This is a genomic window from Pseudomonas sp. FW305-7 (assembly GCF_058786735.1).
In genome coordinates this window covers 216,510-235,319 of sequence record NZ_JBYSZA010000004.1, presented here as the reverse complement: position 1 = coordinate 235,319, position 18,810 = coordinate 216,510, and the positions used below count along the sequence as shown (strand labels likewise).

Sequence of the window (18,810 nt, the reverse complement as noted above, 5' to 3'; positions counted from 1 at the left end):
ATCGCGAGCAGGCTCACTCCTACAGGGTTTTGTGCAAAGTTTGAGTAATCGAAGCTTCAGCTTTTGAGCAGGCCTGCCGATCAAGTCAGCACGATTTCAATGGAAGCAGTCATGAACAAGGTTGTCACTTTACTCGCGCTTACGGCACTCATCTCCGGGTGCAAAACCCTTGGCGAACCCCAGCTCCAATCCTCAAAGAATCAGCTCCCCGACGCTCGTTGTGTGTCCATCTACAAACAACCATCGATCAGCGCCAGAGAAGTCGAGGAAATTCGTTATCTCAGCACTCAGTACGTCAACTGCGCAGTGGTGCTCGGCTTGATGTACGAGCATGGTCACGGCGTAGCGCAGGACTTTCCCAAGGCCAGAGGTCTTTACGAGTCGATGGTCGGCAGAGACCCCAGCGTCTATAGCCGACTGGGCGCCATGGCCGAAAACGGCGTGGGCGGGCCCGTCGATCTGGTGGCTGCCCGGGACTTCTATCAGCGCTCGGTGGTAAATCCCGGCCATGCCGACGCGGAGTTCAAAGTGGCCGAGTTCCTCGAGTTCGGCAAGGGTGGCCCGCAGGATCTGCAAGGCGCGCTGAAGTATTACCTCAGCAGTGCCAATGGCGTCGACGGCGCCTTGAGTGGCCTGCAACGTCTGCGCTCCCGAGGCGTAACGATGACCACCGCGCAACAAGCGCGCTACAACGAAATCTTTGAAAGCGACGTGCGCTATCGTTTGAGAAACAGGGCACTGGCCATCGAAGAAACCTTGAAGAAAGAGCGAATGACCGCGCGCGACAGCCAACCGGTGACGGTGCAACTGGAAGGCATCCCCGGTGTGCCGGTGCCGACGATCTCACTGGTGCAAAGCTCCGGGAATAGCGCTGTCGACCAAAAGGTATTGCAGGGCTACGCTGATTACCGATTCCCTGCCGAGCCAATCCTGCCGCCGGAGCAGAAAACCTACTGGATCAGGTCCACCGTCATGACCGACGGCAAGACTGATCTGCAGAGAATGGCAGAACTCATTTCGAAGTAAGCGAACAACCCGGGCCACTTGCCGGATTTGCCTCTCGCGTCCACTCTATGGCTTGCCGACAAGGAGCGTCCGCCGACCCTCCGTCGCGATCCCAGGGAGCTTGCAGCATGAGCGAAGACAACAAAGTAAAAGGCCCGGCGTCGTACTTCCCCTCCATCGAAAAGAAGTACGGCCAGCCCATCGACCACTGGCTGAACCTGCTCGCCAGCATCACCGACAAGAAACACATGGAACTGGTGGCGTGGCTCAAGGACGAACACGGCATGGGCCACGGCCATGCCAACGCACTGGTCGCGCATCATCTGGCAGCCAGCAAAAAGTGAGGGCAGGGCAGCGATGAACTTCACCCACCGACCCCTGCTCGCCGAAGACGTCAAAACCGTCTGCAGCTTTCCCCAAGGCGAACAAGAGCTGTTTTTCATGTTCCCGAAAGCGCACTTTCCGTTGACGGAAGAACAACTGCACACAGCGATCAGCCAACGTTTCGACTCGAGCATTTTCGAGGCGGATGGATCAGTCGTCGGCTTCGCCAATTTCTACCGCGCCGAACACAACGGCATCTGCTGCATCGGCAATGTCATCGTCGCGCCAAGTGCCCGTGGCAAAGGCGTGGCCCGATACATCATCGAAACCATGACCGCACTGGGCTTCGAAAAGTATCAGGCCAACGAAGTGCAACTCTCCTGCTTCAACGAAAACACCGCCGGATTATTGCTCTACCCGAAACTCGGCTTCGTCCCGTTCGCCATCGAAGAACGCCCCGCGCCGGGTGGCAGGCGATCAGCGCTGATTCACATGACCCGCCACAAAACCTGAGCAACCCGCGAAACCTGTGGGAGCCGGGCTTGCCCGCGATGGCGTCCGTCCAGCCAGAAATGACCTAGGGTCTGGCCCGCCCCCTGTAGGAGTGAGCCTGCTCGCGATGGCGCCCGCCGAAACAACCTGTGTTTCCGAGAATCTTCCAACAAGGTTTTGATCATGTCTGCCACCAAATCCCGCCTGATATACCGGCAACCGCAACTCGCCGACCTACCCGCCGTTTTCGCCATTTTCGGCGACCCGCAGACCAACCTGTTCAACCCTGCCGGGCCCATGACCGACCTCGCCCAGGCTGAGGCGTTGCTTGAGCGCTGGATCAAGCACTGGGCTACCCACGGCTATGGCTGGTGGACCATCAGCAGCGCCCAATCCCCTGACCATATACTCGGATTCGCCGGCATCGCGACGCATGACTATTTGGGGAAATCGGTGATCAACCTCGGCTATCGCTTCGCCGTCGAAGCCTGGGGCCACGGCTACGCAACAGAAGCGGGGCAAGCCGCGTTGACCCACGCCTTCGACCACCTCGGATTACCCGAAGTGTTCGGCCTGGTCAGGCCTGATCACGCCGCGTCGATAAAGGTGCTGGAGAAAATCGGCCTGCGCCGCTTCGGACTGCTCGACGACGTGCCGGGCAAAGCCCCTAGCCTGGTGTTTCGAATCCAGCGCAACCCCGCCTGAACAAGGCCGGTGATTCGAAACGCATACCGCCCGTAGGAATGAGCCTACCCAGCCGCTACCAGCCCCCAGCCAACCACATCCCTGTGGGAGCGGGCTTGCCCGCGAAGACGTCAGCCCACTCACCACCTCACTCACTGAAAGCAATAAACAGCAAACACCACCGATGTTTAAAGGAAGCCTCCCGTAACCACCTGCGCCCTACATCGTCTTGCGCCATCGCCTACGACTACGCCAGAATCCGCCGGCTTGTGCGTCTAGGTCGCGGGTTCTATCGTTTGTCGGTCACTGAAAAACAGTGATCGGGTTTGGTAGCCCGCCATAACTAGTCGCATCGCGCACCGTTCGCAGACCCTGTCGGGTCACTGCTCAATGGTGGCCATGCGCAGGACACCTTCGGGTGTGCCGGGTCCTAGTTACCGGTCTACCAACCCGCGTATGGCCGCCACCTTCGTTTGGTAGCGAATGTGAAGGCTCCTTTTATCAACTAGGAGTTTCACCATGTTCAAAGTAACGCCGAACCCGCCACAAACCGACCCCGCATCCCCGTACGAATCCCCCGACTCCAAGAAATTCCACGAAGCCGCCGAACGCGCCCTCGACCACTACCTCAAGCCCTCCGACCAAATAATGGCCAGCACCAACGAGCCCGAACCCATGTACCTCGCCAACCCGAAGTACGACACGGAATCGCTCCTGGCCAACGCCAGCGAAACCCTCGGTTCGGCCAGCGAAATGCTCCTCAACTTCGCCGCCACGCTCGACAACTCCCACCGCAAAACCGCACTGGGCATCGCCCAAGTCGTGATGCTCGGCGAACTCGCGGTAAACCGGGCACTCGACAACGTCGAACTACCGAAATAGAAATTAGAGCTCTCTGCAGCGATCGCCTTTGCTCTTCGCTGCAGAGAGCTATCCAGATACGCCGTATTTCAATCAGTGATGTTTCAGATGTTGTTTCAAACAGGCGTGTATTACATGGCTTGTCATGAGCCGATCTGCCGCGCTAGCGTTGGTATCTACTTATAGAGCGAGCTTTTTTCGAATGCCATTACATGAATGCCCGCACACATTTGAAGCGTTAGCCACAACGGTACTGCCCGGCCACATGTGCAGAATGAAAAGCGCTCTGGCTGATCCGCGAGAGATGGAGGCATTTTCAGTTCCGAGAGTTGGCACGAAATCGCTGCTAAAACAGCTCGATCTGGCACATGACTTTTCGGGTTGCTATGTGCTGATCGACAACGGGGTGCCTATCTACGTGGGTATTTCCAGAAGTGTGGTCAGTCGGCTTCGTCAGCACGTCTTCGGTAAAACACATTTCGACGCCAGCCTGGCTTTTCGAATAGCGATGGCTAAGCATCCAGATCGAACGATCTCCAAGCTGACGCGCGCGAAGGCAATGGATGACGCCTTATTCGGTACCTCATTCATAGAGGCCCAATCCTATTTAAAGACACTCCAGGTGGCAGCAATTGCCATCGAAAATGCGCTTGAGCTTTACGTTTTTGAACCCTACTGCGCGCTAGCCCTTGATACGCACCAGTGGAATTCTTTTGAGACGCATTGAATCTCAGTGTCTAACACCTCTACTGGCCTATAAACAAGAAACGATGCGTTTGTTTAATGCGCGTCGTACGTTGCTGGTCATGCCCTACAATTCCTTGCGCCATCGCCTACGACTACGCCAGAATCCGCCGGCTTGTGCGTCTAGGTCGCGGGTTCTATCGTTTGTCGGTCACTGAAAAACAGTGATCGGGTTTGGTAGCCCGGTGTTAGATGTACAGCTCCACCATCGCCGAAATTTCTTCGTTTCGGATTTATGGTGGTCATGTACAGGGCGTCCTAGGGCGCGCCGGATCCTAACACCCGGTCTACCAACCTGTGCATGGCCGCCACCCTTCGTTTGGTAGCGAAAGGGTGAAGCCTCCTCAAGTGTGTTAGGAGCTTCATCTATGTTCAAAGTAACGCCGAACCCGCCACAAACCGACCCCGCATCCCCGTACGAATCCCCCGACTCCAAGAAATTCCACGAAGCCGCCGAACGCGCCCTCGACCATTACCTCAAACCTTCCGACCAAATCATGGCCAGCATCAACGAGCCGGAACCCATGTACCTCGCCAACCCGAAGTACGACACCGAATCCCTCCTGGCCAACGCCAGCGAAACCCTCGGCTCGGCCAGCGAAATGCTCCTCAACTTCGCCGCCATGCTCGACACCTCCCGTCGCAAAACCGCACTGGGCATCGCCCAAGTCGTGATGCTCGGCGAACTCGCCGTAAACCGAGCGCTGGATAACGTCGAAATCCCCAAATAGCCCCCCAACATGACGAGGGGCAACCCTCGTCAAACCCGATTTCCCCCACGCGCTAGCAAAGGGCCACGCCTTGCGCCCCTGATCCTCGACTGTCACCCTTTCGGCCGTTCAAGGATCAGAACAAGGAATCAAGGATTGAGTGGCTACGTTCCCAACCCCCCGAAAAACCATCGCTACGCCGAAGCCGAACCCGTCGACATCCACGCCCAGCGCTGGGCGGAATACGAAAAGCACAGCAAAGAACCCGCGCCCGCGCCTGAGAAAATCGGCATCGCGTTGAGGATTGGCGTGTTCTTTGATGGCACTGGGAATAATGCGAATAACACAGCGGCTGGATTGTTGTGTGGTGCGCAGCATCCGATTGCGCCGGAGGATATTCCGGCTAGCTGTCAGCCCTATATGGGGGATACGGATAGCAGCTATGGCGCAGGACTTACAAATGTAGCGAAACTACATCTGTTGTATAAGGAAGCTAAAGATGGTGAAGGAGGAGGCTCCGTCACGCGAGTGTCGGGCTCTATTTACATGGACGGTATCGGTACTCAAAGTGATAAAAAAGACAGTGTGCTAGGTGCTGGATTGGGACGGGGTGATACGGGAGTAGCTGGCCGCGTACAGGCTTCATTTACGCAAATCAGACAAATTGTTGAAGACACCCTGAAAGAAAATCCTAACAGCGAAATTGCGTCTCTGACGTTTGATACGTTTGGGTTCAGCCGTGGTGCTGCAGCCGCCCGACACTTCGCAAATGAAGTGGTGCGAGGCAAGCAAGGGCCTCTGGGAAATTTGCTGAACAGCAGCGCCCGAGATTTCAACCGTAACTTTGATAGCCAGTTTGGACGCGGCATACGAATGGGGTTTATTGGCCTGTTCGATACAGTGCCCTCCATCGCCGGTTTCACTAATTTTGGACGCGTGAAAAGCTCCATCGCCCCGGGTGTGAAGCTTTACCTGGACCGCCAGTACTTCACAGATGTTGTCCATCTTGTAGCCCGAGATGAATGCCGTGCCAATTTCGCGCTGAGTCGGGTAAAACCTGCACATCCGGAATATACCTTTCCGGGTGTTCATTCAGATATCGGCGGTAGCTATCTCGATGAAGTCGAGGAGTGCGTACTGATCAGCCCGATGCAAACACTCGCGGTACCTCTTTACACCGATGTCTCAACCACGTCGATCTATCAGGATGCTGCGCGAATCAGACGCCAGTGGATCGCTAACGGATGGCCTGCTCAATGGCTGGAAATTGTTACTCCCGCGTCTTTCGAGCTCCCACAGGAGCATCAAGACATACTTTCACCCAAACAGAAACGCGTGTACGCCGCTCTGCAACTCAAGCGGCCGGTTAGCGGCAAGCTCTCAAGAGTCTATTTGAGAGTCATGTATCAACTGGCAAAGGAAAAGGGCGTTCCGCTCATCGAAATCCCCGAAGGTGAGGAGCACTCGGTTCCCCTAGAACTCCAGCCGCTGTGTGATCGATTTGTTTCCGGTGACTACCGCATCACTGTTGAGGAAGACGCGCTGCTTAAACTGAAATATATCCATACCTCTGCGAACTGGAACCATCCACTCGGGAGAAGGGACGGCAGCGGCATTGAAGCGGTGTATATAAACGCCCCTACGGAAGACGCAATCCGCGTGCAGCATCCACATGTACCAGATTGGAATTTTTGGTAATGAAAGTAATTATTGCGCTGGGCTTTCTCCTTCTGGCAGGTTGCCAAACCGCAAACCATGAAACAGGTGAAAACGACCCAAAATATCCTTGGTGGGAATTAGTGTTCGTTGAACCGAACTATATGAAAGTCTGGGTAGAAAACAGCTCCGTTCAAGATATCAATAACAGAGTGTTTTTCAGAGCAGGGAAGAGCACGGCTGCGAGCGGCGAACCCGACATCAGAACCGAGTCTGCCCGTGGTTGGGGGACCGTGGGGGGAACAGGGAAACCTGTGACTGGCGCTGAGCTTCCCAAACAAATCTTCGTTCGTTGGCAATCCATCACAGAGCAAAAAACCTACGCGGGCTTCATTGAAATTCCAGCAGAGGCGAGGCAATTGATGGTGACGTCCACACACCAGCGTTGCCCGGAAACACCGGAAAAACCAGCTCGGTTCATGGCGTCACTTTACGTGGGGCTCGCACCGGGAGGCGTACTTCAAGCCTGGGTCCGTGATTCATGTCGGAATCCGATAATGATTGCTCGGGGGCAAGCCAAGATTGAACCACTAGGCCCGGAACAGGGCAAACACGGTGGTCGCTACGCCTATCCGGTCAGTGAAAAGGCGAAGCAATACATCGATAAATACGGGATTCCGTATGGAAGTTGGTAGGCGCTGGGTGAGGAAATCAACAATCGTCCTGTTGGGCGCTTTACTGTTGATGGGCTGCCAGACCGGAGGATCCGAAAGTGGAGAAAATGACCCTAAGTCTCCTTGGTGGCAGCTAGGATTCGTTGAACCGCGTTACATGAAAATCTGGGTAGAAGACAGCTCAGTTCTGGATATCAAGAACATGATGTTTTTCAGAGTCGGCGGAAAGTCTGCCCCCGGAGGCGAACCAGAAGATGGGACAGAGTCTGCCCGGGGTTGGGGTACCGTCGGAGGTTCTGGAGTTCCGGTTACTGGCGCCGATCTTCCAAGAATGATCTTCGTACGTTGGCAGTCCATATCAGAGCAAAAAACCTATAAAGGCTTCATAGAAATTCCAGAAGAAGCGAGGCAGTTGATGGTGAAATCAACACACCAACGCTGCCCGGAAACTCCAGAAAGAACCGCCCGATACATGGCGACATTGTATGTGGGGCTAGCTCCCGGCGGTGTGCTCCAAGCTTGGGTCAGAGACTCGTGCCACCGCCCAGTAAAAGTTGCCCATGCCCAAGGCGAGATCGAACCGCTCGGCCCGCAGCAGGGCAAGCACGGTGATCGATACGCCTATCCAGTGAGTGAAAAGGCCAAGCTCTATATCGAGAAATACGGCATTCCATATGGAAGTTGGTAGCCGTGACACCTGCCTGAATGGAAGTTTTGGTAATGAAAATTCTTGTAACCTTGCTGGGCGCGCTAATCATGGCTGGCTGCCAACCTGCTGATCCTCTGTCAGCCAAAAACGATCCCAAATCTGACTCGTGGGAGCTCGCGTTCACCGAGCCCTATTACATGAAGGTATGGGTTGAAGATAGCGCCGTCGAAGACATAAACGGCAAGTTGTTCAGACGCACCGGGGGAGGCACAGCCGCAGGTGGGGAGCCAGAAAACGGTAAAGAATCCGCACGAGGCTGGCACGCTGTGGGCGGTGCCTCAAAAGCGGTGATTGGTGCTGATCTACCCAAGCGCATTTATGTACGTTGGCAATCCATTGTTGAACCGCAGACGTATAAGGTTTGGGTCGACGTGCCTGAAGATGCGAGGCAGTTGATGGTGAAATCAGTGAATCAGCGGTGCCCTGAAACGCCGGAAGAGCAAGCCGTTTACAGCGCATCTATTTACTTGGGTTTGGCTCCAGGAGGCGTTGTTCAGATTTTTGTTCGGGACTCGTGCCATCGCCCCATCAAAGTGGGTAAGGCCCAAGCCGAGATCGAACCGTTAGGCCCTAGTCAGGGCAAGAATCAAGGACGTTACGCATACCCGGTTAGTGAAAAATCCAAGCGCTATATCGAAAAGTTCGGCATCCCTTACGGAAGCTGGTAAGCAGTGGACCAATGTAGCTAAGCATCACGCCGCCATTCGTCGAAAGGAGCCTTTCGTGAATGGCGACTATTGGCCGATTGCTGTGGGTCCCGAATAGCCGCTTCTGGCCGATGGCGGCCGCTCAGGAACGAACGCATTTGGGCAAAAGCGGACTGATTTATTTCTAAGGTCTGTTTTCAAGACGAATGAAAATAAACCCGTCCCCCTTTTTTGCGGCGTATGTGAAAACGTCTGCTCAGGCCTGGCTGATATCCAGCAATCGAGGCATGGTAATCGCCAGATAATCCTTCGTATCGAGCACCATCGACGCATCCAGCCGCCCCGCGTTGAAGGCTATTTCAGCGTAGCCAGTGGTCAATGCCGGATCGACTATCAATTGAATCCGCTCATCGAAAACAAAGGGAGGGATGGCGCCGATCCTGCACCCGGTCAGTTCCATGGCGGTTTCGGCCTTTACCAGTTCGGCTTTTTTCCCGCCCAGGGCCGCTCCGACTTTCTTCATGTCCAGCTTCTGGTCGCCCGGCAGGATCACCAGTGCATAGGGTCCGGCCTGACCCTTGAGGGAGCAAAGCATGGCCTTCGCGCCTTGGCCGGGCTCGGTGCCACGGATTTCGGCGACGCGCGCCGACTGGCCCTCGGCATCGTGCATCATCACCCGGTAGGAGGCTGAGCGGGCATCGAGTAGTGCCACGAGGCGATCGAACATGGGATGCATGTAGTTTTCCTCTGGTTTACAGGAACAGGTCGTAGGACAGTTTGCTGATCAGAATCACCAGCAACACCAGGAAGAGAGCCCGGACAAAGGGCACGCCTTTATGAACCGCCAGCCAGGTGCCGGTGAGCGCGCCCAGGATGTTGAATGCCGCCATGGGGATTGCGATCAGGTAGAGCACGTTACCCGTCGGAATGAAGAACATCAGTGCCGCTACGTTGGTCGCGATGTTCACCAGCTTGGCCGATGCCGAGGCATGGAGAAAGTCGAAGGCGAAGCAGCGGATAAACAGGAAGATCAGGAAGCTGCCAGTGCCGGGACCGAACAGACCATCGTAGAAACCGATGGCACCGCCGATGACGATCGCCAGCAGTTTTTCCTTGGTACCGATGCGCATGGGTTTGTGCAGGGCGCCGAAATCCTTTTTCCAGAAGGTGTAGATCGCCATCAGTACAATCAACACCAGCACCGCCGGCCGGATCATCGACTGGGGTACGAACGACACCGTGGCGGCTCCGAAGAAGGCCATGACAAAAGCCGCGCAGGCGGCGGGGATCACAAGCCCCCAGTCGATCACCACCTTGCGCACGAAGGACCGGGCCGCGAATGCGGTGCCGCAGGCGGCCGCGACCTTATTGGTACCCAGCAGCGCCGCCGGTTGAGCGGTGGGTAGCACGTTGAACAGCGCGGGAATCTGGATCAGTCCGCCGCCGCCCACCGCCGCATCGATCAGGCCGGCGGCGAAGGCGAACACGCATAGGATGACAATATCGACCATGAATCAGGCTCTGACTATATAGGGTTGATGAGGGTTCAGCGGCACCACGCGTGCCGGATCATTGACCCCGAAGACGCGCAACATCCAGCGATCACGGCCGTCGTAGCGGGGTGTAAAACCATCTCGGGCATGCAGGGTTTGCTGGTTCTTGAAGATCAGCATGTCGCCTGGTTGCAGCAATATGTGGTGCACGACATCGGAATGATTGGCGGCGGCGGCGAACAGTTGGAGGGCAAACTGCGCATTGGCGCAGGTCGTTTCGACACTCGCTTTGTTGTAGCGGCAATACAGGCCATCGGTTGCGCTTCTGTACAGCAAGGGGACGTTTTCCAGCACATTCCCCTGTTTGCCGAAGGAGGCCGGCCGGCGAACGGTGAATTTCGGCCGTGACAATTCTTCTTCGACCCAGGTCGGCAGAATGGCCAGCACCTCGTCAATGGCGACGATGCGCGTCGGTACGTCGAGCTCGCAGCGCAGGCCGGTCAGGGACAGGTACTCCGGACAGGCCGACAACTGCGAGACGGGTTCGCAGGTCAAAGGCAGGTGAGGGTTGTCGACATGCATGTCCAGATCCGCGCGCGAGCCATAGGAGCTCTTTTCGGTCTCTCGCTTTTGCTTGGGCGAAACGTGACGGAACACGGTGTCGCTGCTTTCACCCTCGTACGCCAGTGGACGGGTTTGCAGCGTTTGCAGCACGGACAAAATAGCCCCGGCCAGCGTCGACAGGTTCTCGATACCCGGCTCCAGGTCATAGGGCGTGGCGGGCAGTTGCGGGTCCAGCGGCAACCCCCTGACGATCATCGCCACTTCACGGGACTTTGGAAAATTGCGTAGCTGCTGGATTTTCTCGGTGCACAGGACACTTTCCAGCAACTGCCCCAGGACCGGCATGTGGCAGATACCCGAGGCGCTATCGGTCACGTCCAGCGATGCCAGACCGGCCTGAAGTGTGCGTTGTTCTTCGAGCGACAGATGAATTTGCGGTATCTCCCGTCGAATCGACGTCACTGATTTTTTTTCCAGCCATTCATGAATGACTTCATCAACACAAGCTGCGACTTTCCCGATTTCTTTATCCAGCTTCGACACGTCCTTGCGCTCCTGTTTGCCCAATCCTTGTGGGTTAAACGAGAAGGTTAACGGAAGGGACTTTTTTGTGTTGCAATGCCGCGTTGTGAAAAATGCAATGAGGTGGAGAGTGGCATTGAATATGTTGGGGGAACTTGAAGCCTTCGCGACCGTGGCTCGCAAGCGCAGCTTCGTCGCCGCGGCACGGACTCTGGGGCGCTCCCCCAGCGCACTGACCCGCGCCGTTCAAGCCCTGGAGGAAAGTGTGGGGCTCAAGTTGTTCAATCGCTCGTCCAATGCCGTGAGCTTGACCGAAGCGGGTGAATGCTTATTGCACCACGCGTACAAAATGCTCGATCTGCAACGTGAGGTGGATGAAGACCTCTCCGGTCTCAGCGGTCTGGCCTCCGGCTGGATCCGTTTTTCCGCCCCCGAGATTCTCGGAAACGGGGTATTGCCCCGGTTGATCGCGCAGTACTGTGAGCGTTATCCAGACGTAAACATCGATGTGATTTTCACCGATGAGATCATCGACCCGGCCAAGAGCAAGCTGGACTTCTCGATTCGCGGCGCGTTTCCACAATCCAGCGAATTGATCGGCTTTGCGCTCTGGAGTTACTCACGTTATCTGTATGCCAGCCCCGGCTACCTGGCGCGCCACGGCATACCCGACTCCATCGAGGCACTGGACTCGCATTCGCTGATCCTGCATACCGCGCCACGGATTCTCAAGGAGTGGAATTTTCGCAGTGAGCAGCAGGCCATCAGCTTTCGGGTTCATCCAAAATTTCGTTTCAGCTCCGGTCTGGCGGTATTCCAGGCAGCCCTGGCAGGTGTCGGGATCGCCCGCTTGGCGGACTGGATGGCGGAGCCCGAAGTGGAGGCGGGGCGCCTTCTGCGGGTTTGTCCTGAGTACAAACTCACCTCCAGCAGCGGTGAGAGCCCACAGATGCACGCGGTATACCCGGCCGGAAATTTACCGCTGCGGGTGAAGGCATTGATGGAGATGATCCGTGGCTTGGGTGAAAGCCTCGAATGTAAACGCGGCTCAGCACTGATATGAGGTTAGGGGGCGTTCAGCCCTGTCCGCTCACTATCGAGAGCACCCTGGGTTTTGATGTTTACCGGACGACGTCATGAGTGCTTGGCCGATTGTGGCCTTTTACGAACGGCTGTAAGCCAGTCATAAAAAGGCTGCTTTCGACCCAAAGTGGATATTGCAGAGATGAAATCACGCTTGTTTAAAAGCAACCTTAATCGCCGCACCAGCTTGACCGGCGAGCAAAGCAATCTCAGAGTTGATGACAACCTCGTTCCAAGACAATTTGGTTGCGACGCACACTATTAAATACAGCTCACAGTAGCGCCCGCCGAGTTCGGTTTTGACCCAGGCAAGGGTGCCCCCTGAGGTAGCCATCGTGACTGGGATAGAGATATACCTGCTTCCGTCCGTCACTCGCATGCCGCCACGACGACATTCGAAGTGAACGGCCAATCGTTCGTAGGTCTCAATGTCAACGCCATGCACGACGACGAAATAGCTTAGGCAATCATCTTGGCTCACTGTAGTAATCATACTTTTACAGCCTATCTCAAAGACCAAATCGCTATTGGTGTCATAGCAGATAAATTCCGCTTTTGAACCACTTCTGCCAGTGCAGACCGGCTGTATTGGGCCGTTTTCTCCCCTCTCGCGACGGGCAGAAGGCGACCCAAAGCTGCCCTTCGTGAAGGACAGCTAATGGCCGGTTGAGTCCACAATCCGAAGCGGACATCGGCGGGACATTCCGATTAGCTGAATTGACGCTCATACAGGGTGACGTGCTGAGGAAACAGCTCGCCATAGAGCGGATGTGGAATGCCGAAAATGTTCACTTCGATGCACGGTGGCGCGAGCTCTTCGGAGTAATCCAAGATGGCCAGACCCGCACATGGAATGACCAGACCCGCTTCGGTCTGAACAGAAAGATCCAGAACGGTCTGGTCGTGATGGTTCGTGGAGCACTGGTTCTGGATAGCTGCGTACCCATCGGCAGGTTCGAATTGGCCGAAAGCAACGCCCATCGGGGGATCTCCGTAATCGAGCGCCGAGTAGCCCACCAAAACCAATCCGCTATAAATTGAGAATCGCATCTTGAGATTGCCTGTTTGTGTCATGCATTAGACCCAAGCGCGGTATATCACTTGGCTGGTCCTTAAGCGAGGGTGAAGCAGTTGGGCGACCGCTTTTGGCCGATTGCTGCCTGTCATGACTGACCGAAATCCAATCCTCACGGCAGACAGCCCGGCCACTGGTTTCACGTGTCAGCTTGTTGAGCAGCCCAGTGCTTCATCTCTTCTGCAATGAAGTGATTCACCAGGTCGCTGTACATTTTCTCGATTGCATCCGGATTCAGTCCCTCCGCCTCTGCCCACTCGCGTCGAGTGACCAGCATGGCTTTGAACCGCTCTGGCGCACGAACTGAAGTCGCCGAGGTCTTGAACTTCGAGGCCGCGAGTACGTAGTGAAAGCGCTTGCCCAACAGCTGAATGACAGCCTGATCAAGGGCATCGATCTCGCGCCGGATTTCTTCCATGCCTGCACACGCTTCTGGCTGCAAATGATTGATGACTTCCATGTAGGGGGAACTCCGTTTGTTGAAAAAAAATATTGGGACTTCATCGTCCTGTTCCGACCGTTAGCAGTACTTCGTGAATAGCTGCTCCATATGTGCTGAAACTGGCCCGCCCTCGATTTCGCACCTGTTCAACCCTTTCCAGACCCACTAAATCTCTTTGTGGCGTCATCCCGCAATGATGTTAAACGCGGTAGCTGCCAACACCTCCCCATTAACCATCACTCTCACCCCATGCCCCCCAACAAAATGCTTGCGCGTCGTAAAATCCTTAATCACCTGGCGCCGTCCCACCACCACACTCCCAAACCCCGCCAATACCACCGTCTTCAACTTAAATACCTTGGCCGAAACCCCGCCATTCGCCTTCACATAGTCAATCGCATAATCAATCACCAGCCGCTGCTCTTCCGCCACCGTCGACTTCAACACAAATGACAACGTAATCGCTTCCCCCAGCCTCACCACCGCCGGCTCAACTTTCACATCAAGCAACTCGACCTCAGGCTTCCGCCCAGCCCCAATCACCGTCAACGCCCGCAAATCCCCCTGTTTAATCAAACTCCGCAGCGCATGTTTCGCGATCCACGCCGTGTGTTTGTTCTCCAGCGACCAACCTTCAATCGTGTCCAGTACCCACTCCGGATGCACCTTCGTCACGTCATTCAAATGATTCGCCACGGATTTGCGTACGTACAAACTTTCATCCGCCTTCAACCGATCCAGTATCCCTGCCGCCAATTGCGGATCAGCCTGCACCGGCTCCAAGCGGAACGACCACGGCAGGCGAGGGCGGCTGCCTTCGCTGGCGAGTCTTCGGACGTGGTGGTTTTCGTCTAGGGTCCAGTCGTGCATCAGTTCCAGCGAGCGTTCGAGGTCGCTGCGCAGGAAGTGGCGGATGGCGAATTCGGAGGAGCCGAAGGTGGTGAAGTACTTCAGGGCTTGCATCGAGGTGTCGAAGGCGTGGGCGCCGTAGCTGGCGACGTAGTGCGGCAGGCACATGCTGACGAATCCGCTGTTGAGCCTTGGCGCGAGTTCGCGCAGCACGTCGAGGGAATCTTCGTAGTCCAGCGGCAGCACGGCGTGCAGGCTTTCGCTGACGCGGGCCATGCGTTGCATCACGGATAAATCAGCGAGGCCTTCATTGGCGTGTTTGAGAAATGCCTTGGCCTTGAACGCCGGGTACACGGCGCTCATTTCTGTGGCGATGTGTTGCAGGCGTTCGGCGTTGAAGATTTCCTTGAGCGCGGGTGCGGCGGTTTCGGTCGCGCTCATGGTCAGGTCATCGGTGTGCTGACGAACGCTTCAAGCGTTTCGGCGTAGGCAGTGTATTGGGCGATACGCGGGTAGCGCGCCACATCGATCTGATCGGGAACGACGAGGTCGGTAAAGCTCCAGGCGACGGCGAGGCTGATGCCGGCCTGGGTCAGGGTGCCGTCGGTGGGCAGGCCGGTCTTTTCCAGTTCATGTTCGAGTGCGGTGAACGCGGCGGCGAGTTGGCCTTCGACGCGTTCGACCCACGGCTGATACTGGATGTCGGCCGGGCGCAGGTTGCGTTCGTAATACAGTTGCACGGCTTTTTCGCAAGCGGCGAGGCTGAGGCCGATCAGGCGCAGGGCGTGCGCGCGCTGGCTCAGCTCTTTGGGCAGGAGGCTTTTGCCGGAGGCGGCTTCGAGGTAGTCGAGGATGAGCGTCGAGTCCATGAGGACGACGCCGTCGTCGAGGATCAGCGTCGGCACCTTGACCACCGGGTTGATCTGCTGGAATTGCTCGAAGTGGCGGAACACCGAGACCGACTCGTGTTCGAGGTCGATCCCCAGGCGTTTGGCGGAGATCGCCACGCGGCGCACGTATGGGGAGTCCAGCATGCCGATCAGTTTCATGACGCGTTCCTTCAAGTCGAACCGGGGGAAGGCATAACCTAGCCGAGCTTGAAGGAATTGTCAGTCCTCGAATCCAACCTGTTCGTGAATCTCGTCCACCTTCAGCTCCAGCCGATACGCGACGGCGATAAACAACGCCTGACATAAACACAACGTCGCGCTCAACGAGCGGAAGGCGAACGAGCTGCCTTCGTTGACCAGCAGCACGGTGTTGGCGCGTTTCGCCAGCGGCGAGAGGTTGCTGTCGGTGAGGATCAGGGTTTTCGCCTGATGGTGTTGGGCGATGCGCAGGCAGTGTTGGGTTTCCTTGGCGTACGGGGTGAAGCTGATCGCGATGACGAGGTCGTTGGCGCGCACGCTGCGCATCTGTTCGCGGTAGCTGCCGCCGAGGCCGGAGACCAGGTGGATGCGTTTGTTGGTGTGTTGCAGGTTGTAGACGAGGTAGTCGGCGACCGCGAAGGAGCGGCGCACGCCGACCACGTAGATGTTGTCGGCGTTGACCACTAGATCGACGGCTTTTTCAAACGCCGCGTCGTCGAGTTCCTGGCCCAGGCGTTCGATGCCGGAGAGGGTGGCATCGACGCATTCACGGGCGAGGTCGCCGGCGCTGGCCTTCTGCGACTTGTTGGCGATCATGCTGCGGATGCGTTGCTGGTAGTTCTGCACCGGCGTGGCTTTGTGCGTGTAGGCCTCGCGGAACAGCGCCTGCATTTCGCTGAAACCGCTGAAACCGAAGCGCTGCGAGAAGCGCACGATGGCCGACGGGTGCACTTCGCACTCGCGGGCGATGTCGCTGATGCGGTCGACCATGATCCGGTCGCTCTGCTGGCTCATGTAGCTGGCGATGCGTTTGAGCTGGCGCGGCAGGGCTTCGTATTCTTCGGTGATCAGCTGCAGCAGACGCTCGGCATTGATCGGGGGGCTGGCGAGGTCGCTGTCGGTGGGGCGCTCGTCGGTAGCCGGCTGATCGGTGCGGGACATAAAAAATCCTTCTGGCTTGTTCTTATAGGCCTGGGGTGATGCGCGGCAGGCCATGACAATAGGTTGGCTGTGCGCAGTCTACAGGGTAGGCCCTAATAAAATCTTGGCTTGCACGGTTGGCGGTCGATGCTGAATCGATGCACCGCGTCTGGAGCGCCCGTACGAAAGTGTATTGGAAAAAATATTCCACGTAAAAAATAATTAGAATAAATATTGATTATTGCTGGCGGAGCGTTTTAGTCTGCGTCCACTCAATGTGTTTTCTTCGACGTATCGACGAAAACCACGGCTGATAAAAATAACAGGAGCCAGCATGGGCCAGACTCGTTTTGCCAGTGGGCGTCAATTGGATCTGATTTGCCTCGGGCGCCTTGGCGTCGACCTCTATGCGCAGCAGGTCGGGGCGCGGCTTGAGGACGTTTCCAGCTTCGCCAAATACCTCGGCGGCTCGTCGGCCAACATTGCCTTCGGCACAGCGCGGTTGGGCTTGAAGTCGGCGATGTTGAGCAGGGTCGGCGACGATCATATGGGGCGTTTTCTGGTCGAGTCGCTGGCTCGCGAAGGTTGTGATGTCAGCGCGATCAAGGTCGATTCCGAGCGCCTGACTGCGATGGTCCTGCTCGGTCTCAAGGACCGCGAAACCTTTCCCCTGGTGTTCTACCGCGAGAACTGCGCCGACATGGCGTTGCGCGCCGAGGACATCAACGAGGCGTTTATTGCTTCCAGCAAGGCGCTGCTGATCACCGGCACGCATTTCTCCACCGAGTCCGTCTACAAGGCGAGCATTCAGGCGCTGGATTACGCCGAAAAACATAACGTCAGACGTGTGCTCGATATCGACTATCGCCCGGTGCTCTGGGGACTGGCCGGCAAGGCCGATGGCGAGACGCGGTTTGTCGCTGACCGCAATGTCAGCCAGCACGTGCAGTCGATCCTGCCGCGTTTCGATCTGATCGTCGGCACTGAAGAAGAGTTTTTGATTGCCGGTGGCGCTGAGGATCTGCTCACCGCGCTGCGCAATGTGCGGCGCTTGAGCAACGCGACGCTGGTGGTGAAGCTCGGGCCGCAGGGTTGCACGGTGATTCACGGGGTGATTCCGGTGCGGCTTGAGGATGGCGCGATCTATCCCGGCGTGCGCGTCGAAGTGCTGAATGTGCTCGGCGCTGGTGATGCCTTTATGTCGGGGTTTCTCAGTGGCTGGATCGAGGACGCCACGGATGAGCGTTGCTGCCAGTTGGCCAATGCCTGCGGCGGGCTGGTGGTGTCGCGCCATGCTTGCGCCCCGGCGATGCCGACCCGCGCCGAACTCGACTATCTGTTCAACAGCCCGGTGCCGATCACCCGGCCGGATCGGGACGAGACGTTGCAGCGCTTGCATCAGGTCAGCGTGCCGCGCAAACAGTGGAAACCGCTGTTCATTTTTGCCTTCGATCATCGCTGGCAGTTGGTCGAGCTGGCGCAGAAGGGTGGGCGCGATCTCGCCAGCATCAGCGCTTTGAAGCAACTGTTCATACAAGCGGTGGAGCGCGTTGAAGCTGATCTGCGCGAGCAGGGTGTCGAGGCGGATGTCGGGTTGCTGGCGGATCAGCGTTTCGGTCAGGACTCGCTCAACAGCGCCACCGGTCGCGGCTGGTGGGTGGCGCGGCCGGTCGAAGTGCAGAACTCGCGGCCACTGGCGTTCGAACATGGGCGTTCGATTGGCAGCAATCTGATTGCCTGGCCACAGGAGCAAATCATCAAGTGCCTGGTGCAATTTCATCCTGATGACGAGCCGATGTTGCGGCTGGAGCAGGAGGCGCAGCTCAAGGGTTTGTACCAGGCCTCGCAGGTCAGCGGGCATGAATTGCTGCTGGAGGTTGTGCCGCCGAAGGATCTGCCGTCGGCCCATCCGGACGTGCTCTATCGCGCCTTGAAGCGCCTGTACAACCTCGGCATCTACCCGGCGTGGTGGAAGATCGAAGCGCAGAGCGCCGAAGAATGGCAGCAACTGGATGCACTGATTGAAGAGCGCGATCCGTATTGCCGTGGCGTGGTGCTGCTGGGGCTGAATGCGCCGGCAGCGGCGTTGGCCGAGGGCTTTCAGCAGGCCAGCGGCAGCCGCACGTGCCGAGGGTTTGCGGTGGGGCGGACGATTTTTCAGGAGCCGAGCCGGGCGTGGATGGCCGGCGAGATCGATGATGAATCGCTGATCCGCCAGGTGCAGGGCACGTTTGTCGAACTGATCGAAGCCTGGCGCAAGGCGCGTG

General features: G+C 57.0%; 22 protein-coding genes. 13 read left to right on the top strand and 9 right to left on the bottom strand.

All coding sequences use genetic code 11. The features are described from left to right. Positions 1-222: 222 nt before the first annotated feature. From AC3WMT_RS08030 to AC3WMT_RS07980, 11 genes are all read left to right on the top strand, one after another. Entirely contained in the window at positions 223-1,026 is an 804-nt protein-coding gene (locus AC3WMT_RS08030) for a tetratricopeptide repeat protein (protein WP_256583512.1), read from the top strand. Between the two features lie 107 nt (positions 1,027-1,133). Continuing rightward, positions 1,134-1,349: a DUF4287 domain-containing protein gene (locus AC3WMT_RS08025; protein ID WP_103303384.1), complete on the top strand. Its 216-nt coding sequence runs from the start codon at positions 1,134-1,136 to the stop codon at positions 1,347-1,349. Between the two features lie 13 nt (positions 1,350-1,362). Then, the gene (locus AC3WMT_RS08020) at positions 1,363-1,842 is read left to right on the top strand and encodes a GNAT family N-acetyltransferase (RefSeq protein WP_103303385.1); all 480 of its coding nucleotides are present in this window, start codon (positions 1,363-1,365) and stop codon (positions 1,840-1,842) included. Between the two features lie 162 nt (positions 1,843-2,004). Then, a complete protein-coding gene (locus AC3WMT_RS08015; protein ID WP_103303386.1) occupies positions 2,005-2,526 on the top strand; it encodes a GNAT family N-acetyltransferase in 522 nt (173 codons plus the stop codon). A gap of 498 nt (positions 2,527-3,024) precedes the next feature. Continuing rightward, positions 3,025-3,387 carry a DUF6124 family protein gene (locus AC3WMT_RS08010; RefSeq protein WP_103303387.1) on the top strand — a complete coding sequence of 121 codons (363 nt, stop codon included), beginning with the start codon at positions 3,025-3,027 and terminating at the stop codon, positions 3,385-3,387. 253 nt (positions 3,388-3,640) lie between these two features. Continuing rightward, positions 3,641-4,093 carry a GIY-YIG nuclease family protein gene (locus tag AC3WMT_RS08005; protein ID WP_218276674.1) on the top strand — a complete coding sequence of 151 codons (453 nt, stop codon included), beginning with the start codon at positions 3,641-3,643 and terminating at the stop codon, positions 4,091-4,093. Positions 4,094-4,478: 385 nt separating this feature from the next. Continuing rightward, entirely contained in the window at positions 4,479-4,841 is a 363-nt protein-coding gene (locus AC3WMT_RS08000) for a DUF6124 family protein (RefSeq protein WP_103303389.1), read from the top strand. Between the two features lie 135 nt (positions 4,842-4,976). Further along, positions 4,977-6,518: a phospholipase effector Tle1 domain-containing protein gene (locus tag AC3WMT_RS07995; protein ID WP_103303390.1), complete on the top strand. Its 1,542-nt coding sequence runs from the start codon at positions 4,977-4,979 to the stop codon at positions 6,516-6,518. After that, the gene (locus AC3WMT_RS07990) at positions 6,518-7,171 is read left to right on the top strand and encodes a DUF2931 family protein (protein WP_103303391.1); all 654 of its coding nucleotides are present in this window, start codon (positions 6,518-6,520) and stop codon (positions 7,169-7,171) included. Before AC3WMT_RS07995 ends, AC3WMT_RS07990 begins: the two co-directional genes overlap by 1 nt. Continuing rightward, on the top strand, positions 7,158-7,838 hold the full coding sequence (locus tag AC3WMT_RS07985) for a DUF2931 family protein (protein WP_103303392.1): 681 nt from the start codon (positions 7,158-7,160) through the stop codon (positions 7,836-7,838). Before AC3WMT_RS07990 ends, AC3WMT_RS07985 begins: the two co-directional genes overlap by 14 nt. A gap of 32 nt (positions 7,839-7,870) precedes the next feature. Further along, positions 7,871-8,527, top strand: coding sequence for a DUF2931 family protein (locus AC3WMT_RS07980; RefSeq protein WP_103303393.1), 657 nt, complete (start codon positions 7,871-7,873; stop codon positions 8,525-8,527). A 235-nt stretch (positions 8,528-8,762) separates the two neighbouring features. On the opposite strand, the gene AC3WMT_RS07975 is transcribed toward AC3WMT_RS07980, so the two are convergent. From AC3WMT_RS07975 to AC3WMT_RS07965, 3 genes are read right to left on the bottom strand one after another with little or no spacing between them, the layout of a single operon-like run. Then, the gene (locus tag AC3WMT_RS07975) at positions 8,763-9,242 is read right to left on the bottom strand and encodes a YbaK/prolyl-tRNA synthetase associated domain-containing protein (RefSeq protein ID WP_103303394.1); all 480 of its coding nucleotides are present in this window, start codon (positions 9,240-9,242) and stop codon (positions 8,763-8,765) included. 16 nt (positions 9,243-9,258) lie between these two features. Further along, entirely contained in the window at positions 9,259-10,017 is a 759-nt protein-coding gene (locus AC3WMT_RS07970) for a sulfite exporter TauE/SafE family protein (RefSeq protein WP_103303395.1), read from the bottom strand. A 3-nt stretch (positions 10,018-10,020) separates the two neighbouring features. Further along, complete coding sequence (locus AC3WMT_RS07965; RefSeq protein ID WP_256583513.1) at positions 10,021-11,025, bottom strand: TauD/TfdA family dioxygenase; 1,005 nt, start codon at positions 11,023-11,025, stop codon at positions 10,021-10,023. Positions 11,026-11,215: 190 nt separating this feature from the next. Here AC3WMT_RS07965 and AC3WMT_RS07960 point away from each other — a divergent pair, with 190 nt between their 5' ends. After that, entirely contained in the window at positions 11,216-12,148 is a 933-nt protein-coding gene (locus AC3WMT_RS07960; RefSeq protein ID WP_103303397.1) for a LysR family transcriptional regulator, read from the top strand. 168 nt (positions 12,149-12,316) lie between these two features. On the opposite strand, the gene AC3WMT_RS07955 is transcribed toward AC3WMT_RS07960, so the two are convergent. The 6 genes from AC3WMT_RS07955 to AC3WMT_RS07930 form a co-directional block, all read right to left on the bottom strand. Next, positions 12,317-12,649, bottom strand: a complete 333-nt coding sequence (locus tag AC3WMT_RS07955) for a hypothetical protein (protein WP_146041227.1) — start codon at positions 12,647-12,649, stop codon at positions 12,317-12,319. 227 nt (positions 12,650-12,876) lie between these two features. Then, positions 12,877-13,149, bottom strand: coding sequence for a hypothetical protein (locus AC3WMT_RS07950; protein ID WP_033896791.1), 273 nt, complete (start codon positions 13,147-13,149; stop codon positions 12,877-12,879). 233 nt (positions 13,150-13,382) lie between these two features. Then, complete coding sequence (locus tag AC3WMT_RS07945; protein ID WP_103303399.1) at positions 13,383-13,703, bottom strand: isochorismate lyase; 321 nt, start codon at positions 13,701-13,703, stop codon at positions 13,383-13,385. A gap of 165 nt (positions 13,704-13,868) precedes the next feature. Next, complete coding sequence (locus AC3WMT_RS07940) at positions 13,869-14,975, bottom strand: DNA alkylation repair protein (RefSeq protein ID WP_103303400.1); 1,107 nt, start codon at positions 14,973-14,975, stop codon at positions 13,869-13,871. A gap of 2 nt (positions 14,976-14,977) precedes the next feature. Beyond that, on the bottom strand, positions 14,978-15,583 hold the full coding sequence (locus AC3WMT_RS07935) for a glutathione S-transferase (protein ID WP_103303401.1): 606 nt from the start codon (positions 15,581-15,583) through the stop codon (positions 14,978-14,980). A 60-nt stretch (positions 15,584-15,643) separates the two neighbouring features. Next, the gene (locus AC3WMT_RS07930; protein WP_103303402.1) at positions 15,644-16,564 is read right to left on the bottom strand and encodes a MurR/RpiR family transcriptional regulator; all 921 of its coding nucleotides are present in this window, start codon (positions 16,562-16,564) and stop codon (positions 15,644-15,646) included. A gap of 313 nt (positions 16,565-16,877) precedes the next feature. Here AC3WMT_RS07930 and AC3WMT_RS07925 point away from each other — a divergent pair. Next, on the top strand, positions 16,878-18,810 hold a 1,933-nt coding region (locus AC3WMT_RS07925; RefSeq protein ID WP_492577732.1), incomplete at its 3' end, for a bifunctional 5-dehydro-2-deoxygluconokinase/5-dehydro-2-deoxyphosphogluconate aldolase.

Coding starts and splice junctions, on each gene's coding strand:
- AC3WMT_RS07930 (WP_103303402.1), bottom strand. CDS start 16,564: ATGTCCCGCACCGATCAGCCGGCTACCGACGAGCGCCCCACCGACAGC.
- AC3WMT_RS07945 (WP_103303399.1), bottom strand. CDS start 13,703: ATGGAAGTCATCAATCATTTGCAGCCAGAAGCGTGTGCAGGCATGGAA.
- AC3WMT_RS08010 (WP_103303387.1), top strand. CDS start 3,025: ATGTTCAAAGTAACGCCGAACCCGCCACAAACCGACCCCGCATCCCCG.
- AC3WMT_RS08015 (WP_103303386.1), top strand. CDS start 2,005: ATGTCTGCCACCAAATCCCGCCTGATATACCGGCAACCGCAACTCGCC.
- AC3WMT_RS08020 (WP_103303385.1), top strand. CDS start 1,363: ATGAACTTCACCCACCGACCCCTGCTCGCCGAAGACGTCAAAACCGTC.
- AC3WMT_RS07970 (WP_103303395.1), bottom strand. CDS start 10,017: ATGGTCGATATTGTCATCCTATGCGTGTTCGCCTTCGCCGCCGGCCTG.
- AC3WMT_RS07985 (WP_103303392.1), top strand. CDS start 7,158: ATGGAAGTTGGTAGGCGCTGGGTGAGGAAATCAACAATCGTCCTGTTG.
- AC3WMT_RS07990 (WP_103303391.1), top strand. CDS start 6,518: ATGAAAGTAATTATTGCGCTGGGCTTTCTCCTTCTGGCAGGTTGCCAA.
- AC3WMT_RS07980 (WP_103303393.1), top strand. CDS start 7,871: ATGAAAATTCTTGTAACCTTGCTGGGCGCGCTAATCATGGCTGGCTGC.
- AC3WMT_RS08005 (WP_218276674.1), top strand. CDS start 3,641: ATGAAAAGCGCTCTGGCTGATCCGCGAGAGATGGAGGCATTTTCAGTT.
- AC3WMT_RS08025 (WP_103303384.1), top strand. CDS start 1,134: ATGAGCGAAGACAACAAAGTAAAAGGCCCGGCGTCGTACTTCCCCTCC.
- AC3WMT_RS07940 (WP_103303400.1), bottom strand. CDS start 14,975: ATGAGCGCGACCGAAACCGCCGCACCCGCGCTCAAGGAAATCTTCAAC.
- AC3WMT_RS08000 (WP_103303389.1), top strand. CDS start 4,479: ATGTTCAAAGTAACGCCGAACCCGCCACAAACCGACCCCGCATCCCCG.
- AC3WMT_RS07975 (WP_103303394.1), bottom strand. CDS start 9,242: ATGCATCCCATGTTCGATCGCCTCGTGGCACTACTCGATGCCCGCTCA.
- AC3WMT_RS07935 (WP_103303401.1), bottom strand. CDS start 15,583: ATGAAACTGATCGGCATGCTGGACTCCCCATACGTGCGCCGCGTGGCG.
- AC3WMT_RS07950 (WP_033896791.1), bottom strand. CDS start 13,149: ATGGGCGTTGCTTTCGGCCAATTCGAACCTGCCGATGGGTACGCAGCT.